A 26,000-nucleotide genomic window follows, 5' to 3' on the forward strand; every position below is an offset into this window, starting at 1 on the left:
AGTAGCATTGTCTGATTTAGGTTCAGACGATCAAACCGCTTCAGAGGTAGATTATAGCAATAGCACCTCTGGACTTACAGCAGAAAACACACAAGCAGCTATTGACGAGTTAGCAGCAAGCAATGCAGCAGATGGGGATACGGATGACGAGAATGAGATACAAGCACTTACATCTACAGATGGTAGTATAACAGTAACGCCTGATTCAGAAGGAAAAGATTATGATTTTTCGATTGATTTAAGTGGAGTGAATACAGATGATCAGGCTTTGAGTTTATCAGGAAATGATTTAGTATTAGAAGATGGAGGGAGTGTAAATCTTTCAGGATATTTAGATAATACAGATGACCAAGGATTAAGTTTGGCTACTGGCAATATATTAACATTGGAAGATGGAGGGACGGTAGATTTGACACCATATTTAGATAATACAGATGATCAAACCGCTACTGAAGTAACATTTTCTCCTGCAGGGAATGTTTCAAGCAATAATGTACAAGATGCTATTGAAGAAGTTCAAATAGATTTAGATGCTGCAAAAACAGCGGCAAACAACTCTATTGACGATTTACAGAGTCAAATTGACGCTAACGAAACAGCCATAGATAATCATATTAGTGCAGATGAGGATACAAATTCGACAAATGAGCTTCAGGATTTAAACTTAACTGCCAATGTATTAACGTTGTCAACCCCTAAAACAACGGAAAATCAAATTGATTTATCAGGATATATAGACAATACAGATGAGCAGGAATTAGCTATAACAGGAAACACATTATCTATATCAAATGGTAATAGTATTATATTACCTACTCCCGACGGATCAGAAACATTAATTAAAAATGGAACAACAACTACTGTTTCTGGAACAGGAGTTTCAGGAGGAGAATATCAAATAGAAGTTGCAGATGCTGCCATTACAAACGCAAAATTAGCGGATGATGCTGTAACCACAGATAAAATCTTATTGCATGCAGTTACTGATAGTAAAATTGCTGATGGGGCTGTAAATGGGTATAAAATATCAAACCTTGCAGTTGAAGCTAAGCATATTAATCAAGAGGTAGCTGGAGTAGGATTAACTAAAAACCCAACTTCAGGTGCTTTAGATGTAGATATAGCTTCTATTAATGGAGATGGGGATATTACTTCTAATGATCTTACGGTTACAGGAGGAGCCAATGCAACTTTTAATAATGTAACTCTTGAAATAGCTGAAGGAGTTGTTACTTCTACAGAAATTAAAGACGAAACCATTGCTACAGCAGACATTGCTGATGAGGCTATAACTACTGCTAAAATTAAAAATGGTACGGCAAATCAAATACTTACTACTAATGCCGCAGGAGATGGTGTTGAATGGAAAGAGCAAACAGCTTCAAGTATAAGTTTAGATACAGAATTAGATGTTGATGGAGATGGAACTAATGAAACTAATACAAATGAAGCAATATCAGCTATGTCAAAAGTAACCGCTAAAGCAGCTAGAATTTTCTATCCCCCGTCGATAGCGTTAAATGCATCTGCAGTTTCAACTGGAAATACGAGAGACCTACATGAAGATTATGTAAGCCAATACGGTTCGCCAATGGTTTCAAGTACTAGTGCTCCTTCTAGTGGGATTCCTACTTATGGTGAAGACGAATTGTATTACTATGTAACTTATTACGACACGGATGTATTTGAAAATGTATCTATTTCAGATACTGGAGTTTTAAGTTATGATATAAAGGCAGTGCCTTCTGACTACAACTCGCTTATCAACGTAGTTTTTGTTGTAAAATAATTGTTTGATAAAAATCTAAAAAAAATCATTTTGAAATATCAAAATATACATATCAAACAGTTTTTGTTCGGCTTATTTTTATTGCTGACATTCCAAATGCAGGCACAATTTATATTGGAAGCTCCAAAAACAAGTGTCGAAAATGGAGTTATTAGTAATTATAAATGGTATGTGCAGGATGGAATGGAAGAAAATGGAGGAGACGCTGTATGGTTACCTTCTTCTCAAGATGGAGACCACCTTCTGGAGGTAAAAATTCCAGGTGTTTATTACGCTACTTACGATGGTACTAAATGTGGTAAAAATGCTACTTCATATTTTGTAGTTACGTATTGCAATTCTCCAGCCAATGAGGTTACATTAAATGTAGCGGGTAGTGTTGGAACTAATGCAGCAGTAACTTGGAATGAAGGTCTTAGCGGACTTTCGCCTACCGTAAAAGCAGGGACTACATATATTGAATATATAGCTACGCTTCAAAAGGGGGGGAGTGCTAAACAACTACCTACTTTTACCGTAGTTTGCCTTAGAAATGAATTCCAATTGGTGGACGATGTAGTAGCTTCCGTAGCAACTACAGGAACTACTATTAATATGCTGGAGAACGATTCTGATATTCCAACTATTGGGGTAATAGAAGTAACAAAAGCACAATATGGAACGGTTGTACTTAATCAAAATGAAACATCAGAGAATCCAAGTGATGACACCATTACCTATATTCCAGGGAGTAATTTTAAAGGGCAAGATGAATTTACCTATTCGTTATCGGTTTTAAATACCGATGGTTCACCTATGACAGATACTGCTACAATTACCATCAATGCTTTGTATGCTGAAGATGATAGTTTGGAAGTTTTGGAAGATAGCAGTCCTGGGGTATCAAATCAAATAGATGTAAGGGAGAATGATAATATTGGAGCGGCTGGAAGTAGCGGAAATGATTATCAATATAATACAGATGCAAGTAACGGAACTGTTGTAGAAGTTTCTGATGGAGTATTTGAATATATCCCAAATCCAAGTTTTAATGGAAATGACCGTTTTAGTTATACGCTAACAGATGCTAATGGAAACCAAACTACAGCTGTAGTTAGAGTTACAATAGTTGAAGTTACAGATAATTCAGCCAACGATGCCCCAGTTGCTGTGGACGATTTTTATGTGTTTGATGGAGAATCATTGATTATGGACGTGCTGATAAACGATACAGACCCAGATGGAGACGCCTTGTCTATTTACGACTATGTGTTGCCTGCACACGGACTTGTAGAGTTTAATCCTAATGATAATACAACGCTTATTTATACGTCGGAACCAGGTTTTGTAGGAGAGGATAGCTTTACTTATACTGTATCAGATGGGAATGGTGGTTTTGATACTGCAACGGTTCATGTTGATGTAAGTGATGGAAATGACGATAGAGATGATATTGCTGAAAATGATAATGTAACTACAGATGAAGATACAGTAATTACTATTAAGGTTTTGGATAATGATAATGTTGATTGGGTTTCAAATTTTTCAATAGAAGTTGATACCCCAATTTACGGAACAGCAATTAAAAATGCTGATAATACAATTACTTATACTCCCGAGTCCGATTTTGTAGGAAACGATACTTTTGAGTATAGTATAAATTATACAAATATTGATGGGGTAATGGAGTCTTCTTCAGCTACTGTTCTCATAAAAGTGAATGCTGTGGTAGATGTGGTAGACGATTTATATTATGTTGACTCTTCAAATCCTTCAGAAGTAATTTTTAATGTTTTAGAAAACGATGCTTTCAATGAAAATTCAAACTTAGTTATTTCAAGTATAGGGACGCCTGGAAATGGTGTTGCTACTATAAATTCTGACAACACAATTTCATATGTTGTTGATGCAAATTATGAAGGACAAGATGTTTTTAGTTATGTAGTAGATGTTATCCATTCCGATGGAAGTATTAATTTTGAAAGAGGTTTTATAACTGTAAATGCAGAGCCATTAAACCCAGCTCCACCTCCGCCACCAGCACCAGAAGAAGATTTGCAAATTCATCAATTAGTATCGCCTAATGGAGATGGAAGAAACGATTTTTTCAAAATTGGTGGGATTGAATTATATCCTCAAAACTCAGTTAAGATTTTTAATAGATGGGGAGTATTAGTCTTCGAAACGGAAGGTTATGGACAGAGTACTAATCATTTTAACGGGTATTCACAGGGGAGAGTTACCATAGGTCAAAATAATAAATTACCAGTTGGAACATATTATTATGCAATAGAATATGTTAAAGACCAAACCACAAAGAGTACAGCTGGATATTTATATATCAATTATTAGGAGATGAACAATTTGAAGCGTAATAATTTTTTAATAGTGTTGTTTATTCTTACGGCATTAAATTCTGTTTATTCACAGCAAGATGCGCAGTATACTCAATATATGTATAATACCATGAGCATAAATCCTGCCTATGCGGGGAGTAGAGGAATGCTTAGTGCTACAGCTTTATACCGTAATCAATGGTTAGGTTTAGATGGCGCGCCACAAACGCAAACGCTTAATGTGCATTCGCCAATTAGAGATAGTAGATTAGGAGTTGGCTTGTCTATAATTAATGATAAATTAGGTGAAGGGGTTACTCAAGAAACCTTTTTTGATGCGAATATTTCATACACTATCCAAACTTCCTACCAAGGGAATTTATCTTTTGGATTGAAAGTGGGAGGTAGCTTATTGAATATTGATTTTACAAAGCTTAATCAATATGATGATGTGGAACTTACAGGACAAAACAATATCGATAATAAGTTCTCGCCAAATATAGGGGCTGGAATTTATTACCATGCCGATAAATATTATGTTGGACTTTCTGTTCCTAATATGCTTACTACAGAGTATTTTGATGAATCTAACAATTCCAATAGTAGCACGTCTTACGTGGCTACTTCTAGAATTCATTATTATTTAATGGGGGGCTATGTTTTTGATTTAAATTATGATTGGCAATTTAAGCCTACAGTATTGACCAAATATGTTTCTGGAGCACCCTTGCAAGTAGATGTATCTGCTAATTTTATGTATAACGAAAGTGTTTCTTTTGGTGTAGGATACAGATTGGATGCAGCAGTAACCGCTATGATTGCTTTTCAGTTAAACGAATCTTTAGCTATTGGAATGGCTTATGACCGAGAAGTAACAGCATTAGGAGGAACTCAGTTTAATAATGGAACTATGGAAATTTTCCTTAGATATGAGTTTTCTAGAAATTACAGAAGAGTTACTGCTCCAAGATTTTTCTAAGTAATAAGGTGTAACTTTTTAATCCCATACAGAGGGTATAATGCTTCAAAGCCTGTTCCGGACTTACCATTGGACTCTGCGTTTGAATACCTTGTGATTTTGCTCCGGGGTAGTTGATTTTAGATGAAATTAATGATTGCTTCAATTTAAAATAATATAGCGTTACTATAAAGAAAAACTCTAAAAAGGGTTTAGCTGAAAAATCTCACAACAAGTGGGATTTTTTGTTTTATGATATGGTTAACCATTTTTGTAGATTTGTTGTGCTATTTTACGGCAGATTGAAAAGAAACCAATCATCCTTTGAAAGAAAAATGCTAAATGGAAAAAGAAAAAGTTATTTTGGTTGATGCAAATGATCAGCAAATTGGATTAATGGAAAAGATTGAAGCACATGAAAAAGCGCTGCTTCATAGAGCTTTTTCAGTTTTTGTCTTTAATGATGCTGGGGAAACCATGGTTCAACAACGTGCGGCTCATAAATACCATTCTCCAGGCTTGTGGACAAATACCTGTTGCAGTCACCAAAGAGAAGGAGAAAGTAATATTGAAGCAGGAAAACGTCGTTTGCAAGAAGAAATGGGGTTTGCTACAGACCTTGAAGAAGTTTTGTCATTTATATACCATGCTCCTTTTGATAATGGATTAACAGAACATGAATACGATCATATTTTGGTAGGTAAGTATAATGAAGAACCAAAAATTAATCCTGATGAAGTAGCAAGCTGGAAATGGATGTCTTTAAAAGATATTAAAAAAGATATGCAGGTTAATCCTGATGAGTATACAGCTTGGTTTAAAATAATATTTGAAAAATTCTACCTTCATATTGAAGAACAATCTAGTGCTATATCATGAAATGCCTATTAACAAATTTGGAAACCAACCAATTATGATAGTCAAGAGCATTATAGCTGACCATTGAAAAACAATAAATAGTAACAGATGAACTTAAAAGTTAGTAGAAAAGCTCATTTTAATGCAGCTCATAGATTGTTTCGTCCAGATTGGGACGACGATAAAAATAAAGCTGTATTTGGAAAATGCAGCAATCCTAATTATCACGGTCATAACTACGATTTAATTGTAAGTGTAAAAGGAGAAATTGATCCTGAAACTGGATTTGTAATCGACTTAAAAATATTAAAAGAGCTTATCGAAAGAGAAGTTGAAGATCATTTAGATCATAAAAATCTTAATATTGAAGTTCCAGAATTTAAAACCTTAAATCCAACCGTAGAAAATATAGCTATAGTAATCTACAATCGGTTAAAACCTTTTTTAGAGGAATTTGAATTGGAGGTTGTGCTATATGAAACACCAAGAAATTATGTTACCTATACAGGGGCTTAATAATTATTAATAAAGCGTTTATATAAAAATGAATTTATACCCATTAAAGTTTATTCCTATTTATAAAGAGTATTTATGGGGAGGAAACAAATTAAAAGAAGTCCTTCAGAAGGATGTAAAAACAACTACAGCCTCAGAAAGTTGGGAGCTGTCTGGAGTAGAAGGAAATGTTTCTGTTGCTAGCAATGGAGAATTACAAGGAAAAACACTTCAAGAATTAATAGATACTTATAAAGAGGAACTTTTAGGAGCTTCTGTTTACAAACGTTTCGGGAGTAAATTTCCAATCTTGATTAAGTTTATAGATGCAAAATTAGATTTATCTGTACAGCTTCACCCTAATGATGCCTTGGCAAAAGAAAGGCATAATTCCTTCGGAAAAACAGAAATGTGGCATGTTATGCAAGCCGATCCAGGTTCTAAATTGATTGTTGGTTTTAAAGAAACTTTGACGAAAGAAGAATATTTAGAACACTTAGAAAACGGACAATTACTTGAGATTTTAAATCAAGAAGAAGTTAAAGCAGGCGACACCTATTTTATCAATACAGGAAAAGTTCATGCAATTGGAGCAGGAATTCTATTGGCAGAAATTCAGCAAACATCAGATGTTACGTATCGAATTTATGATTATGAACGTAAAGATAAAGATGGGAATACACGAGAATTGCATACCGAATTGGCAGTAGACGCAATCGATTATCAGAAGAAAGACGATTTTAAGGTTAACTATGGTACGGAGTATAATTCGTCTAATAATATGGTGACTTGTGATTATTTTATTACCAATTATTTAAATGTTGTAGGAACCTTTGTAAAGCAATTAGTTAATAGAGATTCTTTTACTATTTATATTTGTGTGGACGGACAAGCGCAAATTAAAGTCGGAGAAAATATAGAGAAGTTAGCACAAGGAGAAACAATCCTCATTCCAGCCACAATCAATGAAATTAGTATTAGTGCTAAGGATGCTAAAATTTTGGAGGTACATTTATAAAAATGCTGTACTTTTGCAGCTAAAATAAAATAGTATGGCTAGTATAAGAGATTTAAAGAGAGATATAAACTTCGTTTTAGGAGATATTATTGAAGCTGTTTACATTTGGGAAATAAGTACCAATACACCAAATTCTAAAGAAGGTGATAAAATTATAGATGAAGCAATTGCTACTTTTGATGAGTTAATCGTAAAGGTTAATAATAAAGATGTAGATAATAGAAAAGCTCATTTAAAGCAAGTTAACAAAGAGCTTGAAGAGAAAGCTTCTTCTTTAGTTGAAAAGCTGAATAAATTGTCAGCGGCTTAATCTAAAAAAAATCAAAAATTTCTTTTAAAAAAGTTTGCAAGTATAATTTTGAGAATTATATTTGCGCACTTTTTAAGGGAAACGCCGATGTAGCTCAGCTGGCTAGAGCAGCTGATTTGTAATCAGCAGGTCGTGGGTTCGAGTCCCTCTATCGGCTCTAAAGCCTCTTCAAAAATGAAGAGGCTTTTTTTATGGGTATAAATACAATAGTAGTTTCCTTTCATAAAAAAGTGGATCATTCCCAATTGTTGTGTTTATGTAAAAATTGTGGTTAATCTGAATAAGAAGAATTCTACATTTTTGATAATGGAAATTAAATAAAAACGGTCAACTCTATTTAGGGATATACATATCTCTTGTTTCTTGTTTTCTATCTCCTATCTCCTGTCTCTTGCCTCCTGTCTCCTGTCTCCTGTCTCTTTGTCTCTTGTCTCCTGTCTCCTGTCTCTTTGTCTCTTGTCTCCTGTCTCTTGTCTCTTTGTCTCTTTGTCTCTTTGTCTCTTGCCTCTTGTCTCTTGTCTCTTGCCTCTTGCCTCTTTGTTCATACAGCGAAGCGGTCTTGTATTTTACTCGGACATAAATGATAAAAATAGAGTCAGTAATTTTAACACTTTAGAAATCCTTATATAAAGTGTATATTAGAGGTGTAATAAGCTAAAATTTAATAGATTATGACTCGTAAAGCTGTTTTAAGTCTTCCAATTTGGTTTTGGATAGTTTCTATATTTGCACTTATTTGGAATTTAATGGGGCTGGGAGCTTTTATAGGACAAATAAGCATGACTCAAGCTTCCTTGTTGGCGCTTCCAATTTCAGAAAAAGAACTCTTACTTTCTTATCCCTCTTGGATGGAAGTTGTATATGCTGTAGCTGTATTGTCTGGAGTTATTGGAAGTATAGGTTTATTATTGCGTAAAAAGTGGTCAAGACCCTTATTTGTACTTTCTCTGGTGGCTATCTTAATTCAAATGATATATAGTTTAATAGGGGTAACTTCATTAGAGTCTTTCAGTCCCGAATCTGTAATTCTCCCTGTTTTTATTATTCTTGCTGGTGTTTTTCACGTATTCTTTTCAAACTTCAGTATAAAAAAGAACTGGTTGAATTAAAATCTTTATTTTTTAGGGAGTTCTGTAAAAAATCTTCTACGTATATTTAGCACACTAAGATTTATTATAAATGCAGGAGATTATAACTACTATATTATTTTTATTTGCCGTAATCGATCCATTTGGTTCTGTTCCAGTGTATTTGGAGGCAACAAAGTCGTTTGATTTGGCTGAAAAAAAGAAAATAGCTATGCGTGCAAGCGTAGTAGCGTTCTTTATTCTGTTGTTCTTTATTGTTATTGGGCAATTTATTTTGGAAGGAATGAAAGTGTCTTTAGATGCTTTTCAGATTTCTGGAGGAGTTATTTTATTTTTATTTGCACTTACTATGATTTTTGGAGAAGGTAAACCTTCCTCAGAAAAAGAATCAATAAAAGATTATAAACATGTTACTATCTTTCCAATAGCAATACCTTCAATTGCTTCGCCTGGAGCAATTATGGCGGTGGTGTTAATGACAGATAACCATATCTACACTATTCAACAGCAAATAATAACTTCTATTCTAGTATTATTAGTTATTGGAATAACCTGCGTTTTCTTACTTGGAGCTAATCATATTCAAAAGAGAATTGGAGAGTATGGTATTTCTGTAATTAGTAAGGTTATGGGACTTATTTTAGCGGCTTATGCAGTGCAAAGTATCCTTATGGGACTAAAAAGTTTTTTCGTTGTTTTAAAATAGGCAATTTAAGTTTGCGTTTTATTTCTTAAATTTATAAGACTTATAACTAACTAAACTTATTATGGACACGCAATTATCAACTAAAATTCCGTGGTGGTTTTGGCTTATCACTATTCTTGCATTGTTTTGGAATTTAATGGGAGTAGGAGCTTTTATAGCAGATATTAGTGTAACACCAGAAGCATTAGAAGCTATGCCCGAACCCCAAAGAGCCATGTATGAAAACAATCCGCTCTGGGCAAAATTTATTTATGGAATTGCCGTTTTTTCTGGGGTGCTAGGGAGTTTTGCTTTGCTGTTAAAAAAGAAATGGGCAAAACCTATGTTTGTAATTTCCCTTATAGCTATTATTATTCAAATGGGCTATAGCTTGTTTGTAGTTAAAACTCCAGAAGCTTTAGGGAATACGGCTTATATTTTACCTGCATTAGTGGTTTTAATAGCTGCTTTTTTAATAGCTTTTACAAACAGTTCCATAAAAAAAGGTTGGCTAAAATAATTTGCCAACCTCTTCTATAAAAAATTATTGTTGTCCGATAAAGGTTAACAAAATTTATTGAGCTCTACTTATATAGCTCCCTTGCTATTAATAAAAATGAATGAAAAAGAAAATTTTAACAATGTAACTTCTTTAAACTACTCATTTTATAATAGTTAAGATTTAGTCTTTGTTCTTTTTTCTTACAGCGAAGCGGTCTTGTATTTTTACTCGGACATTAATGATAAAAAATATATATACAGTAATTATTTAATAGAGTCTTTTGCTGCTGTAGTAGAATTTTCTTTTATTTCTTTAATGTATTCAGCCAACATTTTACCATATTTAGAATCGGCAACTTCTGGTGTTAAGGAGTTGTTTATAGAATCTAAATATTTAACATTGGTGTTGTAAGCATTGGCAAGTGTTATATAAGGAGCCGTGTAAGAATCCTTATTGTTAAGAATAAAATTAAGCGTGTAAAGGTAACTACGAGTCGAATTTCTTTGAGAAACTTGTTTTAGAGAATCTGCAATTTCCATTTTCCCATCTTTAGTTGCCTGTAACGTTTCTTTTATAAGCTCTAAGTTTTTAGTAGAAAATTTTGAAAGGATACTTTTGTATTCTTCCCATGTTTTCTGACTCTCAGAGCCTTCAATTTTAGCTTCAGGAGCAAAATAATCTCTTGTAGTTTTTATGGTGATTGTTCCAGGTTCTCCAAAAAAATCAAGACGATCGTTTAAAAGATTACCATCATTTTTATCAAGGTATAAGGTAAAAACTTCTGGACTTTCAATAGTGGTTGAAAAACTAAAATCGGATTTCCCGTCTATTTTTATAGAGTCTAAAGTTACCATTGTACTATCTTCTAATTTCTGAAAATAAATAGTTCCTTTACGCAAACCTTCTACGTTTCCGTTAACAATCATATTGTCATTTCCTTTTCCGCAAGAAACAAGGATTAAGGCTATTAAAGTGGGTACTAATAATTTGTACATAAGTTGTTTTTTTCTGAAGGGCAAATATGCATAATTCTACTAAAAATTGCTACACTTTTGAAGCTAATTCCATTAAATAAGCGCAAAAAATAGCACCATAGGTTCCAACAGCATATCCAAATACAGCCAATAGAACACCTACAGTAGCTAAAGAAGGGTGAAACTCTGCAGCAACTACTGGAGCAGAAGCAGCTCCTCCAACATTTGCCTGACTTCCAACTGCTAAAAAGAAGTAGGGAGCTTTAATTATTTTTGCAACTATTATTAGTAATAAAGCGTGAATGGTCATCCATACTAAACCAATTGCAATAAGTCCCGGATTTTCAAAAATGGTAAAGATATTCATCTTCATTCCAATAGTGGCAACCAAAATATAGATACAAATAGAGCCAAATTTACTCGCACCAGCACCTTCGTAGTTTTTGAATTTTGTAAATGAGAGTCCGATACCAATTAGTGTGGCAATGGTAATCATCCAAAAAAATTGTGATCCAAAAGAAGACAAGGCACTTTTTTTATCGCTTACGGCTTCAAAGTTTCCTGTTAAAAAATCTGAAATATTAGTAGCACCAAAGTGTGCAATCCCTACCGCAACAAATGCAATGGAGAGAATCATTATGTAATCTGTTAATGATGGAATACGAGTTACTTTATCGGCAAAGGCTTGCATTTTATTTTTTAGCTCCTCAATAGCGCTATTGTCTGCCTTTAACCAGTTGTCAATTTTATTACTTTTTCCAACACCTAGTAATACAATTGCCATCCACAGATTGGCTACCACAATATCTACTAATACCATTCCTCCATATTTTTCAGGATTGTATTTAAAAATTTCAAGCATAGCGGCTTGATTTGCACCTCCACCAATCCAACTACCAGCTAGCGTTGCAAGGCCTCGCCAAACGGCATCTGGCCCAACGCCTCCAACAGTATCTGGAGAAATAGTGGAAATTAAAAGAATGGCAAGCGGTCCTCCGATAACAATTCCTATAGTTCCAGTAAAAAACATGATTAATGCTTTTGGACCCAAATTAAAAACCGCTTTTAGGTCAATACTTAGCGTCATTAAAACTAATGATGCTGGAAGTAGGTATCTACTTGCTACAAAGTATAAGTTTGAAGTTTCGTCTGAAATAACTCCAAAAGAATTAAATAACGAAGGGAGTAAATAACACATTAATACGGAAGGGACAATTTTATAGAACTTGTTCCAAAATCCAGTTTTTATTGCTGAAGTAAAAAAAACAAATCCTAAACATAACATGATGATACCGAATACAATAGTATCATTACTAAAAATGGGTGTTTCTTGCATTGAAAAAAATTTTCGGGAAAATACGAAAATGAAAATTAACCTTAACGATTAGATAGCATAAAAATAGCCGACCTCAAATTGAAGTCGGCTATTTTAATTTCTCATGAAGGATTTAATCCCCCGACACTCTGTGCCGAAATGAGTTAAATTTGTTTTGTCTTACGATCTCGATTTTGCCTAGAGATAGTTGATTGACAAAACCACGTAATGGAATTAAATAAATATATAACCTAGGCTGCTGGTAAATCTCCTTTTTCCTTTACTGGAAGTGAAGAAGATCCCATTAAAAATTTATCTACATGATGTGCTGCTTCTCTACCTTCAGAAATAGCCCAAACAATTAACGATTGTCCTCTGCGCATATCTCCAGCAGTAAAAATATGAGGAACATTGGTTTGATAATTATTCCCTTTTATATTACTTCTTTCATCAGTTTTTAATCCTAATTGCTCGCTTAAAGTAGCTTCTGGGCCTGTAAATCCTAAAGCTAATAATGCTAAATCGCAAGGCCATTCTTTTTCAGAACCTTCAACTTCTTTAAGTTGTGGACGCTCTCCTGGAATTTTAACCCATTTAACTTCAACAGTTTTAATAGCTGTTAAATTTCCTTGTTCATTTTTTACAAATTCTTTTGTTAAGATGCTCCAATTACGCTCAACACCTTCCTCATGAGAAGAACTTGTTTTGAGGGTAAAAGGCCAGAAAGGCCATGGATTTTCTTCTGAACGAGATTCTGGAGGCATTGGCATAATCTCAAAGTTAGTAACCGATTTTGCTCCATGACGATTGGAAGTTCCTACACAGTCAGACCCAGTATCTCCTCCACCAATAACAATAACATTTTTGCCAGCGGCATGTAAAGATTCTGTAGTTTCTGCTAATCCGTCTACAACCTGATTGTTTCTTTTTAAGAAATCCATTGCTTGCACAACGCCATTTGCTTCCGCTCCTGGAATTGGTAGTTTTCTACGTTGCGTAGCGCCACCACAAAGTACTACAGCATCAAAATCGTTTAGTTGTGCCGCATCGTAGTTTTTCCCTACATGAACGTTTGTTTTAAACTCAATTCCTTCAGCTTCTAAAATAGCAACACGACGATCTATAACATTCTTTTCTAATTTAAAATCTGGAATTCCATATCTTAATAGGCCACCAACTTTTTTATCGCGTTCAAAAACAGTTACGGTATGTCCTGCACGATTTAATTGTTGTGCAGCTGCTAAACCAGATGGTCCAGAACCTACAACAGCAATTGTTTTTCCTGTGCGTTTTTTTGGTGGGTTTGGTTTAATCCATCCTTCTTTAAATCCACGTTCTACAATATATTTTTCAATAAGTTCAATAGAAACAGGAGGTTGGATAATTCCTAGTACACATGCAGATTCACAAGGTGCTGGACATAATCTCCCTGTAAACTCAGGAAAATTATTGGTGGCATGGAGTAGGCGTAACGCTTTGCTCCAATCGTTTTTATAAACGGCGTCGTTGAAGTCGGGAATTAAATTCCCGAGCGGACATCCACTATGGCAGAACGGGATTCCGCAATCCATACAACGGCCACCTTGTTCGTTTAATTCTTTTGTATCGAGTTCTTTGGTAAACTCATTGTAATTCTCAACACGTTCTTCAACAGCAATACTATCTTCACCGCGTCTTTCGTATTCTAAAAATCCTCTTAGTTTTCCCATTTTATGCTGTTGTTAGTTGTTCTACTTCTTTTTCTTGTTTTGCCAGCATCTCTAATGCTTTTTTGTATTCTGTTGGCATTACTTTTACAAACTTTTTGCTGTTTTTACCCCAATCTTCCATAATGCGTTTTGCATGTGGACTATCGGTGTATTTAATATGTTCGCTAATTAAGGTTTGTAATTGAATTTGGTCATTATCAGACAAATCTTCTAATTCAACCATTTCCATATTAAAGTTATTCGTATCGAGGGTGTTATCTGGATTATAAATATAAGCTACCCCACCGCTCATTCCAGCAGCGAAGTTTCTACCTATTTTTCCAAGAATAACTGCAACCCCACCTGTCATGTATTCACAACCGTGGTCTCCAATACCTTCAACAACAGCTTTGGCTCCAGAGTTTCTTACTAAGAAACGTTCTCCAGCAATACCGTTAATATATGCTTCTCCAGTAACAGCACCATACATGGCAACGTTACCAATAATTACATTTTCTTCTGGTTTAAAAGTAGCTTTTTCAGGTACTTTTACAATTAATTTGGCACCAGAAAGTCCTTTTCCAAAGTAATCATTTGTATTACCATTTACTTTTAAGGTAAGTCCTTTAGTAGCAAATGCTCCAAAACTTTGTCCGGCAGAACCTTCAAAATTTAATGTTAATGTATCTTCAGGAAGCCCTTCTTCTCCATGAATTTTAGAAATTTCATTACTTAATATAGCTCCCGTAGTACGATTGATGTTTGTTATTGGAAAATCTAAACTCATTTTTTCCTTACGGTAAACCGCTGGATGAGCTTGATTCAAAATTTCAAAATCTAAAACTTCTTCTAACTGATGGTCTTGTTTTTCTGTATTATGAAGTTTTACATGCTCTGGAACTCTAGGTTTGTATAAAATATTAGATAAGTCTATTCCTTGCGCTTTGTAATGCTCAATAGCTTTATTCATATCTAATTTCTGACTCTGTCCAACCATTTCTTCAATAGACTTGAATCCTAAGTCGGCCATTATCTGACGTAACTCTTGAGCAATAAAATACATGAAATTAATAACATGCTCAGGGGTTCCTTTAAAGTTTTTACGTAATTCAGGATCCTGAGTTGCTATTCCAACTGGACATGTATTTAAATGGCAAGCGCGCATCATAATACAACCAGATGCTACAAGTGGAGCCGTAGCAAAACCAAATTCTTCTGCACCTAATAAACAAGCAATAGCTACATCTCGACCCGTTTTTAATTGTCCGTCGCATTCCATTACTATACGTCCTCTAAGGTCGTTTAAGACTAATGTCTGCTGTGCTTCTGCAACCCCAAGTTCCCAAGGTAATCCTGCATGACGAAGCGAGGTAAGTGGCGATGCCCCCGTACCTCCATCAAATCCAGAGATAAGAACAACATCTGCTTTTGCTTTGGCAACTCCAGCAGCAATAGTTCCTACTCCTACTTCTGATACTAACTTAACGTTTACTCTTGCTTCACGATTCGCATTTTTTAAATCGAAAATTAGCTGAGCTAAATCTTCAATAGAATAAATATCGTGATGCGGAGGTGGTGATATTAACCCAACATAAGGAGTGGAATTTCTAGTTTTGGCAATAGAAGGATTTACTTTTGGACCAGGTAATTGTCCTCCTTCTCCGGGCTTAGCACCCTGAGCCATTTTAATTTGTATTTCTTTGGCGTTGGTAAGGTAGTTTATAGAAACTCCAAAACGTCCAGAAGCAACTTGCTTTATAGCGCTGTTTCTCCAATTACCATTAAGGTCTTTATGGAAACGGTCTGGGTCTTCTCCACCTTCTCCAGAATTACTTTTACCTTGAATTCTATTCATGGCAATAGCTAAATTCTCATGCGCTTCTTTACTAATTGAACCAAAAGACATGGCTCCAGTTTTAAAACGCTTAACAATATCTGTCCAAGGCTCTACTTCTTCAATTGGAATTGGATTAAGTTCTTTAAACTTGAACATCCCTCTAAGTGTCATCAAACGCTCTGTTTGCTCATTAATCATCTTAGAATATTCCTTGTAGCTATCAAATTTATTTGTTCTAACAGCCTGCTGTAATTTAGCAACAGTAGTTGGGTTGAACATATGGCGTTCTCCATTTCTTCTCCAGCGGTAATCTCCTCCAATTTCTAAATCTAAATCGGCTAAAGATTCGCTGCTATTGTATGCTTTGGAAACACGCTTTTGAATTTCTTTTTCAATTTCATAAATCCCAATTCCTTCAATACGACTAGTAGTATTACAGAAATATTTGTTTACAAATTTTTTATTTAATCCTAAAGCTTCAAAAATTTGAGCCCCTCTATAGGAATGTAAAGTTGAGATTCCAATTTTATTCATAATCTTAACAATACCTTTTCCGATAGCTTTGTTAAAATTAAGAATAGCCTCTTCAAAAGAAATATTGATTTCTCCTTCTGCTGATAATTTTGCAATAATCTCGTTTACCATATATGGATTAATCGCGCTAGCGCCATAACCAAATAAAAGTGCAAAATGATGAGGTTCTCTAGGTTCCGCAGATTCAATAATAATTCCTACGGAAGATCTCTTTTCTTTTTTCTTTAGTCCATGGTGTACATGAGAACATGCTAAAGCCGATGGAATCGGAGCCATGTTGCTCGAAACATTTCTATCAGAAAGAATAATAATATTACATCCTTCATCAATAGCATTAGAAATCTCGTCCACCATTTCGTCTAAACGTGCTTCAAGGCCATTCAACCCTTTATTAATATCATAAAGGATTGAAATTGAAACGGCCTTAAAGTCCGGGTGGTTAATATATTTAATCTTATCCAGATCTTCATTTGAGATTACTGGATTCTGGATTTTCAGTTTTTTAGATTGCTCAGGAATGATATCGAAGATATTTTTATCACCTCCAATAGACAAGCTAATATCGGTTACAATTTCTTCACGAATCCCATCTAATGGCGGATTGGTAACCTGAGCGAAAAGTTGTTTAAAGTAATTGAAAAGTAATTGAGGTTTATCCGATAAAACAGCGAGTGGAGTATCGGTCCCCATAGATCCGATGGCTTCTTTTCCTAAAGTAGCCATTGGAGTTATTAAGGTTGTGATATCTTCATTGGTGTATCCAAATAATTTTTGACGTGTTATAAAATCCTCTTTTTCTACAGGAGTTTTATTTCCAGTGTAGGATATTTGGGAAAGTTGTAAAAGATTCTCATCTAGCCATTTTCTATAAGGTCTTTTTGAAACAATACTTTCTTTTACTTCTTCATCTCCAATAATACGTCCCTCATTCATGTCTACCAAAAACATTCTTCCTGGTTCTAAGCGGCCGTGGTGTTCTACATTTTCTGGAGCCACATCTATAACTCCAGTTTCCGAAGACATAATTACGTACCCATCTTTAGTAACAGTGTATCGAGAAGGTCTCAAACCGTTACGGTCTAAAAGAGCACCGATATAATTTCCGTCAGTAAAAGGAATTGAAGCAGGACCATCCCAAGGCTCCATAATACAGGAGTTGTATTCGTAAAAAGCCTTTTTGGAGTCGGTCATAGACTGGTGTTTTTCCCATGCTTCTGGCACCATCATCATCATTGCTTCAGGAAGTGATCTTCCTGTTTGTAATAATAATTCTAATACCATATCCATAGAAGCAGAATCCGATTTTCCTTCTAAAACAATTGGAGGGATATCTTTAATGCTCTCTCCAAAGATTTCAGTTTTAAAAAGCTCTTCTCTAGCTTTCATTCTACTTAAGTTACCTCTAAGAGTGTTGATCTCACCATTATGGCACATTAAACGGAAAGGTTGAGCCAAATCCCAAGTAGGGAAGGTGTTTGTAGAGAAACGTTGGTGTACTAAAGCTAGTTTTGTTACTACCTCTGGTTGCATTAAATCCTTATAATAAGTACTAATGTCTTGAGGCATTAATAAACCTTTATATATAATTGTGTTGGTTGAAAGGCTTGAAAAATAAAAATAGCCAGCCTCAGAAAGATTAGAATTTAAAACAGCATGTTCTGCTATTTTTCTTCCTGCAAAAAGCTTCGCATTAAACTCTTCTTCCGTAAGATCTAAGTTGTTTTTTCCAATAAAGACCTGCTTTACCAAAGGTTCGGTTTCAGCAGCTATTTTCCCAATACAATTATGGTCTACAGGAACATCGCGCCAGCCTATAATATTTAGACCTTGTTTTTTGATGTTTTCCTCAAAAAGGTTAATACATATTTGAGATTGGTTTTTAGATTTTGGTAGGAATAACATTCCTACAGCATATTCTTTGGATTCGGGAATTTCAAACTTACATGTTTGTTTAAAAAAAGCATGAGGGATCTCTATTAGGATTCCTGCACCATCTCCCGTTTTACCATCGGCACTTACAGCTCCTCTGTGTTCTAAACGAATTAAAATATCGAGGGCTTTATGAATGATGTCGTTGGTTCTTACTCCATTTAGGTTACAGATAAAACCTGCACCGCAATTGTCATGTTCAAACTCCGGAGAGTATAGTCCTTGTTGTTGTGGCTTCATAATTACGTGGTTTCCACAAATCTAATAAGAAAGATGCCGATTATTCAACGTTTTTGAGTAAAAAATGAAATTAATTCGGTGTTTAGAATTAAAGCTTGAGAAAAATCTAATATTGAGATTTTAAGGTGGGGCAAATTATCAAATCGTTAATTCAAGGCTAAAAAATTATTAATCCCTATAATTTTAAGGGTATTTTAAGGATATGTTGTAGGAATAATATATTTTTTTAATAAAAAGAGGGGGTGTTGTATTTAAAATAGGTTTTAAAATAAAGAAACCCCTAAAAAAATAGGGGTGTAATTGTAATATTATCATTTCTATTATAGAAATGCGTGTTAAAAGAGAGGGTTAGTTGTTTAGAATGCTTCTTGATATGACTATTTTCTGAATCTCTGAAGTGCCTTCGTAAATTTGAGTAATCTTGGCGTCTCTCATCAGTCTTTCTACATGATATTCTTTTACAAAACCGTTTCCACCATGTATTTGTACAGCTTCGGTAGCGGTATCCATGGCAACTTGAGAGGCATATAATTTTGCCATCGCACCAGATAAGTCGTAGTCATTTCCATTGTCTTTGTCCCAAGCAGCTTTTAAAACAAGGTGTCTTGCTGCTTCAATTTGGGTATGCATATCTGCCAATTTAAAGGCAATTGCTTGATGGTTGCATATTTCTGTGCCGAAAGACTTTCTTACTTTAGAATATTCTTTTGCCAGTTCATACGCTCCAGAGGCAATTCCTAGCGCTTGAGCAGCAATTCCAATTCTTCCACCTGCTAGCGTTTTCATAGCAAACTTGAATCCGAAACCATCTTCGCCAATTCTATTTTCTTTGGGAACTTTTACATCGTTAAAAATTAAAGAATGTGTATCGCTTCCTCTAATTCCTAATTTATTTTCTTTTGGACCAATCTCAAAACCAGGCATTCCTTTTTCAATAATTAAAGCATTAATGCCTTTGTGTTTTTTTTCTGGATGAGTTTGTGCTATTACTAAATAAACAGCTGCTGAATTTCCATTGGTAATCCAGTTTTTTGTGCCATTAACAATATAATGGTCTCCTTTATCAAGAGCAGTTGTTTTTTGTGAAGTAGCGTCACTTCCTGCTTCAGGTTCCGATAAGCAAAAGGCTCCGATAATTTCTCCGGAAGCTAGCGGTTTTAAATATTTTTTCTTTTGTTCTTCTGTTCCGAAATTTTCTAATCCCCAACAAACTAAAGAGTTATTTACGCTTACAATAACAGAAGCAGATGCATCTACTTTTGAAAGCTCTTCCATTACCATAACATAAGATACGGTATCCATTCCGCTACCTCCATATTCGGGAGAAGTCATCATTCCTAAAAAACCAAGTTCTGCCATTTTTTTGACTTGCTCTGTAGGGAATTCTTGCTTTTCGTCTCTTTCGATGACTCCAGGTAATAATTCCGTTTTAGCAAAATCTCTTGCAGCTTCTTTTATTAGTAATTGTTCTTCAGAAAGTTTGAAATCCATCCTATTTTGTGATATTTTTATAATATTCATCAAATATAATTTTAAAATGTAACATTTTCAATCATTCTTATTTATTTTTACACTTAATGAAAAAAGAAAACTACAACGTTATAGGAGTGATGTCTGGCACATCATTGGACGGAATCGATTTGGTTAATGTTTATTTTGAAAAGAAAGATGAGTGGAGTTTTTCTGTAAGAAGTTCAAAAACAGTTTCTTATGAAGAAAATTTACGCAAACGTTTAAAAAATGCTATTCATTTAAATACTTCTGATCTACAGAAATTAGACGAAGAATACACTGTTTTTTTAGCTGAAATAATTTGTGGCTTTATTAAGGGAAAACAAATAGAGGCGATAGATTTTGTTGCTTCTCATGGGCATACCGTTTTTCATAAACCAGATGAAGGACAGACCTATCAAATAGGAAATTTACCTTTTATAGCAGAGAAAGTTGGCGAAAAAGTAGTATGCGATTTCCGTGTGGAGGATGTAGAACTTGGAGGGCAAGGAGCTCCCTTGGTACCAATTGGAGATAAGCTACTTTTTTCGGAATACAATTATTGCCTTAATTTAGGAGGGTTTGCAAATGTTTCCGTAGAAAAGGACGGTGTTTATAAGGCATTTGATATTTGTGCTGTGAATAATGTTTTGAATCATTACGTCTCAAAATTAGGTTTTGATTATGATGATGGCGGAAAGATTGCTGCATCAGGTAATATTAATGAGGAACTGCTTGAAGAGTTAAATAGTTTAGCTTTTTATAAAAAACCATATCCAAAGTCGTTGGGAATTGAATGGGTAGAAAGCGATGTACTCCCTTTAATTGATTCTTATAAAATTTCAGAAAAAGATATTTTAAGAACTTATATAGCGCATACAGCTTTTCAGGTGGCTCAAGTTTTGGAGCCAACAGCAAGAGTTTTGGTAACAGGAGGAGGCGCTTACAATACTTTTTTTATTGAACAATTAAAGACCTTGAGTGATGCAGAAATAATTTTACCTAATAATAATACTATAGAGTTTAAGGAAGCCATTATTTTTGGTTTATTAGGCGTCTTGAAAGTAAGGGATGAAGTGAATTGTATGAAAAGTATTACGGGAGCTTCTAAAGACCATAGTAGTGGGAAAATTTACAATCCTTAAAATATTCTAAAAGTCGAGGTCAGATTTTTTTGTTTTATATATTTGTGAATACTTTAAAAGATTAATGAAAGAATTACTTAAACAATACGAAGACAAATCTCCTGAAATTATTTTTAATTGGAAGGACTCTGAAACAGCTGCTGAAGGGTGGACCGTTATAAATTCTTTACGAGGAGGAGCCGCAGGTGGTGGAACCAGAATGAGAGTAGGTTTGGATGCTAATGAGGTGTTATCTTTAGCAAAAACTATGGAAGTTAAATTTACGGTTTCTGGACCCGCAATTGGTGGTGCTAAATCTGGAATTAACTTCGATCCAAAAGATCCTCGTAAAAAAGGGGTTTTAGAACGTTGGTATAAAGCTGTTTCTCCGTTGCTTAAAAGTTATTACGGAACTGGAGGCGATTTAAACGTAGATGAAATCCATGAGGTTATACCAATTACCGAAAATTGTGGAGTTTGGCATCCGCAAGAAGGAGTTTTTAACGGACATTTTAAGCCGTCTGAAGCCGATAAGATAAACAGGATTGGACAGCTGAGACAAGGAGTTATTAAGGTTTTAGAAAACGATAACTTCTCTCCAGATATTAAAAGAAAATACACCGTTGCAGACATGATAACCGGTTATGGGGTTGCAGAGTCTGTAAAACATTATTATGAAATATATGGAGGAACGGTAAAAGGGAAGAAAGCAATTGTTCAAGGTTTTGGAAATGTTGGTGGTGCTGCAGCCTATTATTTATCTCAAATGGGCGCTTTAATTGTTGGAATTACCGATATTAATGGCGGTGTTATAAATGAAGAAGGCTTTTCTTTTGCTGAAATAAAATCGTTTTTCTTGGAGAAAAAAGGAAATACCTTGGACGTTCCAAATATGATTCCTTTTAAAGAAATGAATGAGAAGATATGGAATATACAAGCGCAAATTTTCTTGCCTTGTGCTGCTTCTCGACTTATTAAAAAAGAACAAATTACCCAGTTAATAGAAGCAGGTTTAGAGGTTGTTTCTTGTGGAGCGAATGTTCCATTTGCTGATAAAGAAATATTTTTTGGTCCTATTATGGAATATACAGACCAAAGAATAAGCTTAATTCCAGATTTTATTTCGAACTGTGGAATGGCTAGAGTTTTTGCTTATTTTATGGAGCGACGTACCGAAATGACAGATGAAGCAATCTTTGCAGATACCTCAGATACAATTAAAAAGGCATTGCAAAATACCTTTCAACATAATAATGCTAAAATAAATATTAGCAGTACTGCTTTTGAAATCGCATTAAAACAATTAATTTAGACACAAATATTTACTAACACTATCCTATGGAGACTATAATTATTATTGTATTCGTTCTTGGTTATTTGGCAATCACCCTAGAACATAATTTAAAAATTGACAAATTGATTCCTGCTTTGGGAATGATGGCACTTTTATGGGCTATTATTGCATTAACACACATGGATGTTTTTGAAGTTAATGCAGAACTCAAAGAACTAGAAGCTTCTCATGTTGATGAGATATTGTTGCATCATTTAGGTAAAACCGCCGAAATATTAGTTTTCTTACTTGGGGCAATGACTATTGTGGAAATCATCGATTATTTTGATGGCTTTGCAACTATTAAGGGCTATATTAAAGCTAGAAGTAAGCGTAAATTGTTATGGATATTTAGTATTCTGGCTTTTGTGCTTTCAGCAATTATAGATAACCTAACAGCAACAATTGTATTAATAACAATCTTACAAAAAGTACTTAAAGATAGAGAGTTGAGACTTTGGTTTGCGGGTATTATTATTATAGCTGCAAATGCTGGGGGTGCATGGTCTCCTATTGGAGATGTTACTACTACCATGTTGTGGATTGGACACAAAGTATCTGCTGCTTTATTAATAGAGCATGTATTAATACCATCTATATTCTGTATGGTTGTACCAGTATTAATAGCATCAAGATTAAAAATATTTAAAGGAGAAATTGAAGGAGATTTTGCAGAAACAGCACCAAAATCTAAATATGGAACTATTATGTTGTATTTAGGTTTAGGAATGATTGTTTTTGTTCCTTTATTTAAAACAGTAACACATTTACCTCCTTATGTAGGAATGATGTTGTCTCTTGCTGTAGTTGCTGCTTTTGCAGAAATTTATAGTAATAAAAAATTCGCTCTTTCTGGAGTTAATGAAGATAGTGGAGATTTCCAAGGACATCATAGTCCAGTACATCATTCTTTAGCGAGAATTGAACTGCCAAGTATCTTATTTTTCTTAGGGATTTTAATGGCAGTAGCTGCTTTAGAATCACTAGGGATGTTATTCCATTTTGCAGAAAGAATGGATGCAGTAATGCCTATGTTAGGAACAGAATCTGTTGGAGAAAAAGTTTCAGATTTAGTGGTTATAATTTTAGGAGCAGGTTCTGCAGTTATTGATAATGTACCTTTGGTAGCCGCAAGTATGGGGATGTTCTCTGTAGGAATGGACGATCCAGTTTGGCACTTTATAGCGTATTCAGCCGGAACAGGAGGAAGTATGTTAATTATTGGTTCGGCAGCTGGTGTAGTTGCTATGGGAATGGAGAAAATCGATTTCTTCTGGTACCTTAAAAAAATTGGATGGTTAGCATTAATTGGATTCTTATCTGGAGCTGCAGTATTTGTACTTTTAAGAAATTTTGTACTTGACGTATAATTTTATATGCAATACACCGTTATAAACCAAACCCAATTCGATAAATAATAATATATGATATTATTTCAAGAAGCAACCCAAGAGGTGGCTGAAGAAGTTCTTTCGGAAGAAAAAACACTTTCGGTTATAGATTTAATCGTAAATGGAGGGACTGCAAGTGTAATTATTATAGCAATACTTTTTGTGTTGTTATTTGTAGCCTTATACATTTATTTTGAAAGAGTTTTTGCTATTAAAGCAGCTTCAAAAATTGATAAAAATTTCATGCTTCAAATTAGAGATCATGTCTCTAATGGAAAATTAGAAGCAGCTAAAATACTTTGTGCTCAAACAGATTCGCCAGTAGCAAGATTAACCGAAAAAGGAATCTCTAGAATAGGAAAACCTTTGGAAGATATTAATAAGGCAATTGAGAATGCAGGTACTTTAGAAGTATATAAATTAGAAAAGAACGTAAGTATTCTAGCAACAGTAGCTGGAGCGGCTCCAATGATTGGTTTCTTAGGTACTGTAATCGGAATGATTATAGCGTTTCACCAAATGGCAACTAGTGGTGGACAAGCAGAAATGGGGCAATTAGCAAGTGGTATTTATACAGCAATGACTACTACGGTAGCAGGACTTGTAGTAGGTATTATTGCTTATATTGGATACAATCATTTGGTTGTTCGTACCGATAAGGTTGTCCATAATATGGAAGCTAATGCAGTAGAATTTTTAGACCTTCTAGACGAACCAATGTAAAATTGGTAACGTTGAAACCTTATACTAAACAGATAGCCTAATACTTACTTTAGGTTATCTGTTTATCATTAAAACACTAAAATTTTATAAGAAATGAAGTTAAAAGGAAGAAACAAAGTGTCGCCAGAATTCAGTATGAGTTCTATGACTGATATTGTTTTTCTACTCTTGGTGTTCTTTATGCTTACTTCAAATTCTCCAAATGCTCTAGATTTACTATTACCTAAGGCAAAAGGAAAGTCTACAAATACACAAAACGTTTCAGTAAGTATCAATAAAAACCTTGATATTTATGTGGATAATGTAAAAGTAAAACCTGAATTCGTAGAAACAGAACTTAAGAGAAGATTAAAAGATGTAGAGCAACCTACTATTATTTTAAGAGCTGAAAAAAGTGTTCCGATAGATAATGCAGTTAATATAATGGACATAGCAAACCAAAATAGTTACAAAGTAATTTTAGCAGTTAGACCTAAATAAATATGTCTTTTTTAGATACAAAACATAAAAAGAAATCCTTTACAGTAACAACCTTGTTACTAACAATACTCTTGTTTCTTATGTTTTATATTGGGTTGTCTTATTTAGATCCGCCTATTGAAAATGGAATCTCTGTTAATTTTGGAACTACAAATTTTGGGAGTGGAAATGTACAACCAAAGGAAAAAATAAAAAGTACTCCCGTAGAAAAACCTATAGAAAAGGCAACTCCTGTTGAGGAAACTCCAAAGCCTACTGCTCCTGCAGAACCTGCGGAAGCTAAAGTTGAAGATGTAGTTACACAGAATAATGAAGAGTCTGTGGTGATTAAGAAGCAAAAAGAGGCAGAGGCAAAAAAGAAAGCTGAAGAAGAGGCTAAGAAAAAAGCACAGGCAGAAGCAGCGCGAAAAGAGCGTGAGCGAAAAGCTGAAGAAGAACGTATTAAAAAAGAACAAGAAGCTAAGAAAAAGAATCTAGATGCAATGATGGGAGGACTTAATAGTTCTGACGGAAAAGCTACTGGAGGAGAAGGAGACGACAACCGCGCAGGAGACAAAGGGCAACCAGATGGCGATCCATATGCTACAAGTTATTACGGTGGTGGCGGAACGGGTTCTGGAGGTGTAGGTTATGGTCTTAATGGGCGTAGCTTAGTTTCTGGAGATAAGTTTGTGCAAGACTGTAATGAGTCCGGAACTGTGGTTGTGAAAATAGAGGTAGACCGTTCTGGAAACGTTATTAGCGCCACTCCAGGTGTAAAAGGTACTACAAATACAGCAGCTTGTTTAAAAGAAGCTGCAAGTAAAACTGCGCGTTCTTATAAATGGAATTCTGATGCAAATGCGCCTTCAAGGCAAATAGGTTTTGTAGTGGTTAATTTCAAATTAGGAGAGTAGAAAACTACTAATTCTTTCATTTTAATA

Annotated in this window: 21 protein-coding genes and 1 tRNA gene; 17 read left to right on the plus strand and 5 right to left on the minus strand. The window is 34.6% G+C overall.

Annotated elements, in window-relative coordinates; all coding sequences use genetic code 11:
• From AC13CQ_RS08560 to AC13CQ_RS08610, 11 genes are all read left to right on the plus strand, one after another.
• A partial coding sequence (locus AC13CQ_RS08560) for an autotransporter outer membrane beta-barrel domain-containing protein (protein ID WP_482882828.1) occupies positions 1 to 1,789 on the plus strand: 1,789 nt, incomplete at its 5' end.
• A 30-nt stretch (positions 1,790 to 1,819) separates the two neighbouring features.
• The gene (locus tag AC13CQ_RS08565; protein WP_008613497.1) at positions 1,820 to 4,120 is read left to right on the plus strand and encodes an Ig-like domain-containing protein; all 2,301 of its coding nucleotides are present in this window, start codon (positions 1,820 to 1,822) and stop codon (positions 4,118 to 4,120) included.
• A 3-nt stretch (positions 4,121 to 4,123) separates the two neighbouring features.
• A complete protein-coding gene (locus AC13CQ_RS08570) occupies positions 4,124 to 5,083 on the plus strand; it encodes a PorP/SprF family type IX secretion system membrane protein (protein WP_040879694.1) in 960 nt (319 codons plus the stop codon).
• Between the two features lie 321 nt (positions 5,084 to 5,404).
• Positions 5,405 to 5,941 (plus strand): isopentenyl-diphosphate Delta-isomerase, encoded by a 537-nt coding sequence (gene idi / locus AC13CQ_RS08575; RefSeq protein WP_008613494.1) that lies wholly within the window; start codon positions 5,405 to 5,407, stop codon positions 5,939 to 5,941.
• Positions 5,942 to 6,028: 87 nt separating this feature from the next.
• Positions 6,029 to 6,436, plus strand: a complete 408-nt coding sequence (locus AC13CQ_RS08580; protein ID WP_008613493.1) for a 6-pyruvoyl trahydropterin synthase family protein — start codon at positions 6,029 to 6,031, stop codon at positions 6,434 to 6,436.
• A 28-nt stretch (positions 6,437 to 6,464) separates the two neighbouring features.
• Positions 6,465 to 7,433, plus strand: coding sequence for a type I phosphomannose isomerase catalytic subunit (locus tag AC13CQ_RS08585; protein WP_008613491.1), 969 nt, complete (start codon positions 6,465 to 6,467; stop codon positions 7,431 to 7,433).
• A gap of 34 nt (positions 7,434 to 7,467) precedes the next feature.
• On the plus strand, positions 7,468 to 7,743 hold the full coding sequence (locus tag AC13CQ_RS08590; protein ID WP_008613489.1) for a hypothetical protein: 276 nt from the start codon (positions 7,468 to 7,470) through the stop codon (positions 7,741 to 7,743).
• Between the two features lie 83 nt (positions 7,744 to 7,826).
• A tRNA-Thr gene (locus AC13CQ_RS08595) sits at positions 7,827 to 7,900 on the plus strand.
• 514 nt (positions 7,901 to 8,414) lie between these two features.
• A complete protein-coding gene (locus AC13CQ_RS08600) occupies positions 8,415 to 8,852 on the plus strand; it encodes a hypothetical protein (RefSeq protein WP_008613487.1) in 438 nt (145 codons plus the stop codon).
• Positions 8,853 to 8,922: 70 nt separating this feature from the next.
• Positions 8,923 to 9,537, plus strand: coding sequence for a MarC family protein (locus AC13CQ_RS08605; RefSeq protein WP_008613486.1), 615 nt, complete (start codon positions 8,923 to 8,925; stop codon positions 9,535 to 9,537).
• A gap of 61 nt (positions 9,538 to 9,598) precedes the next feature.
• On the plus strand, positions 9,599 to 10,036 hold the full coding sequence (locus AC13CQ_RS08610) for a hypothetical protein (RefSeq protein WP_008613484.1): 438 nt from the start codon (positions 9,599 to 9,601) through the stop codon (positions 10,034 to 10,036).
• Between the two features lie 245 nt (positions 10,037 to 10,281).
• On the opposite strand, the gene AC13CQ_RS08615 is transcribed toward AC13CQ_RS08610, so the two are convergent.
• From AC13CQ_RS08615 to AC13CQ_RS08635, 5 genes are all read right to left on the minus strand, one after another.
• Complete coding sequence (locus AC13CQ_RS08615) at positions 10,282 to 11,013, minus strand: DUF4369 domain-containing protein (RefSeq protein ID WP_008613482.1); 732 nt, start codon at positions 11,011 to 11,013, stop codon at positions 10,282 to 10,284.
• A 49-nt stretch (positions 11,014 to 11,062) separates the two neighbouring features.
• Positions 11,063 to 12,328, minus strand: a complete 1,266-nt coding sequence (locus tag AC13CQ_RS08620; RefSeq protein ID WP_008613480.1) for a DUF819 family protein — start codon at positions 12,326 to 12,328, stop codon at positions 11,063 to 11,065.
• 230 nt (positions 12,329 to 12,558) lie between these two features.
• Positions 12,559 to 14,016, minus strand: coding sequence for a glutamate synthase subunit beta (locus tag AC13CQ_RS08625; RefSeq protein WP_008613478.1), 1,458 nt, complete (start codon positions 14,014 to 14,016; stop codon positions 12,559 to 12,561).
• A 1-nt stretch (position 14,017) separates the two neighbouring features.
• A complete protein-coding gene (gltB, locus tag AC13CQ_RS08630; RefSeq protein WP_474506972.1) occupies positions 14,018 to 18,535 on the minus strand; it encodes a glutamate synthase large subunit in 4,518 nt (1,505 codons plus the stop codon).
• A gap of 348 nt (positions 18,536 to 18,883) precedes the next feature.
• Positions 18,884 to 20,026, minus strand: a complete 1,143-nt coding sequence (locus AC13CQ_RS08635; RefSeq protein WP_335588219.1) for an acyl-CoA dehydrogenase — start codon at positions 20,024 to 20,026, stop codon at positions 18,884 to 18,886.
• 86 nt (positions 20,027 to 20,112) lie between these two features.
• Between AC13CQ_RS08635 and AC13CQ_RS08640 the strand changes: the two genes are divergently transcribed.
• The 6 genes from AC13CQ_RS08640 (at position 20,113) to AC13CQ_RS08665 (ending at position 25,973) form a co-directional block, all read left to right on the plus strand.
• Entirely contained in the window at positions 20,113 to 21,171 is a 1,059-nt protein-coding gene (locus tag AC13CQ_RS08640; RefSeq protein ID WP_474506973.1) for an anhydro-N-acetylmuramic acid kinase, read from the plus strand.
• A 64-nt stretch (positions 21,172 to 21,235) separates the two neighbouring features.
• Positions 21,236 to 22,462, plus strand: a complete 1,227-nt coding sequence (locus tag AC13CQ_RS08645; RefSeq protein WP_474506974.1) for a Glu/Leu/Phe/Val dehydrogenase dimerization domain-containing protein — start codon at positions 21,236 to 21,238, stop codon at positions 22,460 to 22,462.
• A 26-nt stretch (positions 22,463 to 22,488) separates the two neighbouring features.
• The gene (nhaD, locus tag AC13CQ_RS08650) at positions 22,489 to 23,853 is read left to right on the plus strand and encodes a sodium:proton antiporter NhaD (protein WP_008613472.1); all 1,365 of its coding nucleotides are present in this window, start codon (positions 22,489 to 22,491) and stop codon (positions 23,851 to 23,853) included.
• A 54-nt stretch (positions 23,854 to 23,907) separates the two neighbouring features.
• Positions 23,908 to 24,597, plus strand: coding sequence for a MotA/TolQ/ExbB proton channel family protein (locus tag AC13CQ_RS08655; protein ID WP_008613471.1), 690 nt, complete (start codon positions 23,908 to 23,910; stop codon positions 24,595 to 24,597).
• A 93-nt stretch (positions 24,598 to 24,690) separates the two neighbouring features.
• Positions 24,691 to 25,077 carry an ExbD/TolR family protein gene (locus AC13CQ_RS08660; RefSeq protein ID WP_008613470.1) on the plus strand — a complete coding sequence of 129 codons (387 nt, stop codon included), beginning with the start codon at positions 24,691 to 24,693 and terminating at the stop codon, positions 25,075 to 25,077.
• A 2-nt stretch (positions 25,078 to 25,079) separates the two neighbouring features.
• On the plus strand, positions 25,080 to 25,973 hold the full coding sequence (locus AC13CQ_RS08665; RefSeq protein WP_008613468.1) for an energy transducer TonB: 894 nt from the start codon (positions 25,080 to 25,082) through the stop codon (positions 25,971 to 25,973).
• The last annotated feature ends 27 nt before the right edge of the window (positions 25,974 to 26,000 follow it).

It is taken from the genome of Galbibacter sp. L-19 (genome assembly GCF_056857615.1).

What these genes read in the sequence shown, in the direction of transcription:
- AC13CQ_RS08570 (WP_040879694.1), top strand. Translation starts at nt 4,124, where the DNA reads ATGAACAATTTGAAGCGTAATAATTTTTTAATAGTGTTGTTTATTCTT.
- idi (WP_008613494.1), top strand. Translation starts at nt 5,405, where the DNA reads ATGGAAAAAGAAAAAGTTATTTTGGTTGATGCAAATGATCAGCAAATT.
- AC13CQ_RS08580 (WP_008613493.1), top strand. Translation starts at nt 6,029, where the DNA reads ATGAACTTAAAAGTTAGTAGAAAAGCTCATTTTAATGCAGCTCATAGA.
- AC13CQ_RS08585 (WP_008613491.1), top strand. Translation starts at nt 6,465, where the DNA reads ATGAATTTATACCCATTAAAGTTTATTCCTATTTATAAAGAGTATTTA.
- AC13CQ_RS08590 (WP_008613489.1), top strand. Translation starts at nt 7,468, where the DNA reads ATGGCTAGTATAAGAGATTTAAAGAGAGATATAAACTTCGTTTTAGGA.
- AC13CQ_RS08600 (WP_008613487.1), top strand. Translation starts at nt 8,415, where the DNA reads ATGACTCGTAAAGCTGTTTTAAGTCTTCCAATTTGGTTTTGGATAGTT.
- AC13CQ_RS08605 (WP_008613486.1), top strand. Translation starts at nt 8,923, where the DNA reads ATGCAGGAGATTATAACTACTATATTATTTTTATTTGCCGTAATCGAT.
- AC13CQ_RS08610 (WP_008613484.1), top strand. Translation starts at nt 9,599, where the DNA reads ATGGACACGCAATTATCAACTAAAATTCCGTGGTGGTTTTGGCTTATC.
- AC13CQ_RS08615 (WP_008613482.1), bottom strand. Translation starts at nt 11,013, where the DNA reads ATGTACAAATTATTAGTACCCACTTTAATAGCCTTAATCCTTGTTTCT.
- AC13CQ_RS08620 (WP_008613480.1), bottom strand. Translation starts at nt 12,328, where the DNA reads ATGCAAGAAACACCCATTTTTAGTAATGATACTATTGTATTCGGTATC.
- AC13CQ_RS08625 (WP_008613478.1), bottom strand. Translation starts at nt 14,016, where the DNA reads ATGGGAAAACTAAGAGGATTTTTAGAATACGAAAGACGCGGTGAAGAT.
- gltB (WP_474506972.1), bottom strand. Translation starts at nt 18,535, where the DNA reads ATGAAGCCACAACAACAAGGACTATACTCTCCGGAGTTTGAACATGAC.
- AC13CQ_RS08635 (WP_335588219.1), bottom strand. Translation starts at nt 20,026, where the DNA reads ATGGATTTCAAACTTTCTGAAGAACAATTACTAATAAAAGAAGCTGCA.
- AC13CQ_RS08640 (WP_474506973.1), top strand. Translation starts at nt 20,113, where the DNA reads ATGAAAAAAGAAAACTACAACGTTATAGGAGTGATGTCTGGCACATCA.
- AC13CQ_RS08645 (WP_474506974.1), top strand. Translation starts at nt 21,236, where the DNA reads ATGAAAGAATTACTTAAACAATACGAAGACAAATCTCCTGAAATTATT.
- nhaD (WP_008613472.1), top strand. Translation starts at nt 22,489, where the DNA reads ATGGAGACTATAATTATTATTGTATTCGTTCTTGGTTATTTGGCAATC.
- AC13CQ_RS08655 (WP_008613471.1), top strand. Translation starts at nt 23,908, where the DNA reads ATGATATTATTTCAAGAAGCAACCCAAGAGGTGGCTGAAGAAGTTCTT.
- AC13CQ_RS08660 (WP_008613470.1), top strand. Translation starts at nt 24,691, where the DNA reads ATGAAGTTAAAAGGAAGAAACAAAGTGTCGCCAGAATTCAGTATGAGT.
- AC13CQ_RS08665 (WP_008613468.1), top strand. Translation starts at nt 25,080, where the DNA reads ATGTCTTTTTTAGATACAAAACATAAAAAGAAATCCTTTACAGTAACA.